Annotated in this window: 2 rRNA genes; both read left to right on the forward strand. The window is 57.3% G+C overall.

Going from position 1 to position 5165, the window contains the following annotated elements:
* The first annotated feature begins 237 nt into the window (after positions 1-237).
* Positions 238-1766 (forward strand): 16S ribosomal RNA (locus ASC60_RS38325).
* Positions 1767-2017: 251 nt separating this feature from the next.
* Positions 2018-5138, forward strand: a 23S ribosomal RNA gene (locus ASC60_RS38330).
* Together the 16S and 23S rRNA genes form the textbook arrangement of a ribosomal RNA operon.
* Positions 5139-5165 lie beyond the last annotated feature (27 nt).

Genomic DNA, 5165 nt, shown 5'->3' on the forward strand with positions numbered 1-5165 from the left:
CCGGAGGGAAAAGCCCGGAGAAACCGGTGATACGGTTTCAAAGGAAGCGTCCGTTCCTTGAGAACTCAACAGCGTGCCAAAAGTCAACGCCAGATATGTTGATACCCCGTCCATGCGGTCTTCGGATCGTGGACGAGGTTCCTTTGAAGAAACACACAGCGAGGACGCTGTGAACAGGCTGGATTATTCCTCCGGCTTGTTCCGCTCTCGTGGTGTCACCAGGATTACCTGGAAGCATTCACGGAGAGTTTGATCCTGGCTCAGGACGAACGCTGGCGGCGTGCTTAACACATGCAAGTCGAACGATGAACCCGCTTCGGTGGGGGATTAGTGGCGAACGGGTGAGTAACACGTGGGCAATCTGCCCTGCACTCTGGGACAAGCCCTGGAAACGGGGTCTAATACCGGATATGATCACCGGCCGCATGGTCTGGTGATGGAAAGCTCCGGCGGTGCAGGATGAGCCCGCGGCCTATCAGCTTGTTGGTGGGGTGATGGCCTACCAAGGCGACGACGGGTAGCCGGCCTGAGAGGGCGACCGGCCACACTGGGACTGAGACACGGCCCAGACTCCTACGGGAGGCAGCAGTGGGGAATATTGCACAATGGGCGAAAGCCTGATGCAGCGACGCCGCGTGAGGGATGACGGCCTTCGGGTTGTAAACCTCTTTCAGCAGGGAAGAAGCGAGAGTGACGGTACCTGCAGAAGAAGCGCCGGCTAACTACGTGCCAGCAGCCGCGGTAATACGTAGGGCGCAAGCGTTGTCCGGAATTATTGGGCGTAAAGAGCTCGTAGGCGGCTTGTCGCGTCGGATGTGAAAGCCCGGGGCTTAACCCCGGGTCTGCATTCGATACGGGCAGGCTAGAGTTCGGTAGGGGAGATCGGAATTCCTGGTGTAGCGGTGAAATGCGCAGATATCAGGAGGAACACCGGTGGCGAAGGCGGATCTCTGGGCCGATACTGACGCTGAGGAGCGAAAGCGTGGGGAGCGAACAGGATTAGATACCCTGGTAGTCCACGCCGTAAACGTTGGGAACTAGGTGTGGGCGACATTCCACGTTGTCCGTGCCGCAGCTAACGCATTAAGTTCCCCGCCTGGGGAGTACGGCCGCAAGGCTAAAACTCAAAGGAATTGACGGGGGCCCGCACAAGCAGCGGAGCATGTGGCTTAATTCGACGCAACGCGAAGAACCTTACCAAGGCTTGACATACACCGGAAACGTCTGGAGACAGGCGCCCCCTTGTGGTCGGTGTACAGGTGGTGCATGGCTGTCGTCAGCTCGTGTCGTGAGATGTTGGGTTAAGTCCCGCAACGAGCGCAACCCTTGTTCTGTGTTGCCAGCATGCCTTTCGGGGTGATGGGGACTCACAGGAGACTGCCGGGGTCAACTCGGAGGAAGGTGGGGACGACGTCAAGTCATCATGCCCCTTATGTCTTGGGCTGCACACGTGCTACAATGGCCGGTACAATGAGCTGCGAAGCCGTGAGGTGGAGCGAATCTCAAAAAGCCGGTCTCAGTTCGGATTGGGGTCTGCAACTCGACCCCATGAAGTCGGAGTTGCTAGTAATCGCAGATCAGCATTGCTGCGGTGAATACGTTCCCGGGCCTTGTACACACCGCCCGTCACGTCACGAAAGTCGGTAACACCCGAAGCCGGTGGCCCAACCCCTTGTGGGAGGGAATCGTCGAAGGTGGGACTGGCGATTGGGACGAAGTCGTAACAAGGTAGCCGTACCGGAAGGTGCGGCTGGATCACCTCCTTTCTAAGGAGCGCATAGCCGACTGCGAGCAAATGTCTCGCACGGTTGCTCATGGGTGGAACGTTGACTATTCGGCGCTTTTCGGATTCTTTCTGTTAGTACTGCTTCGGCGTGGAACACAGGGTAAGAGGATGAGGGTGTCGGGCACGCTGTTGGGTGTCTGAGGGAATGAACCCCTCGGAGGCCGGAGTCCATGTGGGTTTGTGGGCGACTGGTCGTTGTTTGAGAACTGCACAGTGGACGCGAGCATCTGTGGCCAAGTTTTTAAGGGCGCACGGTGGATGCCTTGGCACCAGGAACCGATGAAGGACGTGGGAGGCCGCGATAGGCCCCGGGGAGCTGTCAACCGAGCTTTGATCCGGGGGTGTCCGAATGGGGAAACCCGGCAGTCGTCATGGGCTGTCACCCGCTGCTGAACACATAGGCAGTGTGGAGGGAACGCGGGGAAGTGAAACATCTCAGTACCCGCAGGAAGAGAAAACAACCGTGATTCCGGGAGTAGTGGCGAGCGAAACTGGATGAGGCTAAACCGTATGTGTGTGATACCCGGCAGGGGTTGCGCATGCGGGGTTGTGGGATCGTACTTCAGTCGTCTGCCGGCGGCTGGGTGAGTCAGAAATTGTTGATGTAGGCGAAGGGCATGCGAAAGGCCCGGCGTAGAGGGTAAGACCCCCGTAGCTGAAATGTCAGCAACTTGCTTGTACGACACCCAAGTAGCACGGGGCCCGAGAAATCCCGTGTGAATCTGGCGGGACCACCCGCTAAGCCTAAATATTCCCTGGTGACCGATAGCGGATAGTACCGTGAGGGAATGGTGAAAAGTACCGCGGGAGCGGAGTGAAATAGTACCTGAAACCGTGTGCCTACAAGCCGTGGGAGCGTCGCGCAGAGACTTGTCTCTGCGTCGTGACTGCGTGCCTTTTGAAGAATGAGCCTGCGAGTTTGCGGTGTGTTGCGAGGTTAACCCGTGTGGGGAAGCCGTAGCGAAAGCGAGTCCGAATAGGGCGGTTTAGTAGCGCGCTCAAGACCCGAAGCGGAGTGATCTAGCCATGGGCAGGTTGAAGCGGAGGTAAGACTTCGTGGAGGACCGAACCCACCAGGGTTGAAAACCTGGGGGATGACCTGTGGTTAGGGGTGAAAGGCCAATCAAACTCCGTGATAGCTGGTTCTCCCCGAAATGCATTTAGGTGCAGCGTCGTGTGTTTCTTACTGGAGGTAGAGCACTGGATAGGCGATGGGCCCTACCGGGTTACTGACCTTAGCCAAACTCCGAATGCCGGTAAGTGAGAGCGCGGCAGTGAGACTGTGGGGGATAAGCTCCATGGTCGAGAGGGAAACAGCCCAGAGCATCGACTAAGGCCCCTAAGCGTATGCTAAGTGGGAAAGGATGTGGAGTCGCAGAGACAACCAGGAGGTTGGCTTAGAAGCAGCCATCCTTGAAAGAGTGCGTAATAGCTCACTGGTCAAGTGATTCCGCGCCGACAATGTAGCGGGGCTCAAGCGTACCGCCGAAGTCGTGTCACTGCAGCATGAGACCTAACGGTTGTTGTGGTGGGTAGGGGAGCGTCGTGTGCCGGGTGAAGCAGCGCCGGAAGGTAGTTGTGGACGGTTCACGAGTGAGAATGCAGGCATGAGTAGCGATACACACGTGGGAAACGTGTGCGCCGATTGACTAAGGGTTCCTGGGTCAAGCTGATCTGCCCAGGGTAAGTCGGGACCTAAGGCGAGGCCGACAGGCGTAGTCGATGGACAACCGGTTGATATTCCGGTACCCGCTTTGAAGCGCCCAATATCGAATCCTCTGATGCTAAGGCCGTGAAGCCGCCCTGATCTCTTCGGAGTTGAGGGGAGTGGTGGAGCCGCTGATCCAAGGTGGTAGTAGGTAAGTGATGGGGTGACGCAGGAAGGTAGTCCAGCCCGGGCGGTGGTTGTCCCGGGGTAAGGGTGTAGGACGTCACGCAGGTAAATCCGTGTGGCATGTGTCTGAGACCTGATGCCGAGCCGATTGTGGTGAAGTGGATGATCCTATGCTGTCGAGAAAAGCCTCTAGCGAGTTTCATGGCGGCCCGTACCCTAAACCGACTCAGGTGGTCAGGTAGAGAATACCGAGGCGTTCGGGTGAACTATGGTTAAGGAACTCGGCAAAATGCCCCCGTAACTTCGGGAGAAGGGGGGCCATTGCTGGTGATGGGACTTGCTCCTTGAGCTGGTGGTGGCCGCAGAGACCAGCGAGAAGCGACTGTTTACTAAAAACACAGGTCCGTGCGAAGCCGTAAGGCGATGTATACGGACTGACGCCTGCCCGGTGCTGGAACGTTAAGGGGACCGGTTAGCTCTGATTCGTCGGGGCGAAGCTGAGAACTTAAGCGCCAGTAAACGGCGGTGGTAACTATAACCATCCTAAGGTAGCGAAATTCCTTGTCGGGTAAGTTCCGACCTGCACGAATGGCGTAACGACTTCTCGACTGTCTCAACCATAGGCCCGGTGAAATTGCATTACGAGTAAAGATGCTCGTTTCGCGCAGCAGGACGGAAAGACCCCGGGACCTTTACTACAGCTTGATATTGGTGTTCGGTTCGGCTTGTGTAGGATAGGTGGGAGACTGTGAAGCGCTGACGCCAGTCAGTGTGGAGTCATTGTTGAAATACCACTCTGGTCGTGCTGGATGTCTAACCTGGGTCCGTGATCCGGATCAGGGACAGTGTCTGGTGGGTAGTTTAACTGGGGCGGTTGCCTCCTAAAGGGTAACGGAGGCGCCCAAAGGTTCCCTCAGCCTGGTTGGCAATCAGGTGTTGAGTGTAAGTGCACAAGGGAGCTTGACTGTGAGACCGACGGGTCGAGCAGGGACGAAAGTCGGGACTAGTGATCCGGCGGTGGCTTGTGGAAGCGCCGTCGCTCAACGGATAAAAGGTACCCCGGGGATAACAGGCTGATCTTCCCCAAGAGTCCATATCGACGGGATGGTTTGGCACCTCGATGTCGGCTCGTCGCATCCTGGGGCTGGAGTCGGTCCCAAGGGTTGGGCTGTTCGCCCATTAAAGCGGTACGCGAGCTGGGTTTAGAACGTCGTGAGACAGTTCGGTCCCTATCCGCTGTGCGCGTAGGAGTCTTGAGAAGGGCTGTCCCTAGTACGAGAGGACCGGGACGGACGAACCTCTGGTGTGCCAGTTGTCCTGCCAAGGGCATGGCTGGTTGGCTACGTTCGGGAGGGATAACCGCTGAAAGCATCTAAGCGGGAAGCCTGCTTCGAGATGAGGGCTCCCACCCACTTGATGGGGTAAGGCTCCCAGTAGACGACTGGGTTGATAGGCCAGATATGGAAGCCGGGTGACCGGTGGAGTTGACTGGTACTAATAGGCCGAGGGCTTGTCCTCAGTTGCTCGCGTCCACTGTGTTGGTTC

This window comes from Streptomyces sp. NBRC 110028 (assembly GCF_001417735.1).
In the GTDB taxonomy this organism is placed as follows: domain Bacteria; phylum Actinomycetota; class Actinomycetes; order Streptomycetales; family Streptomycetaceae; genus Streptomyces.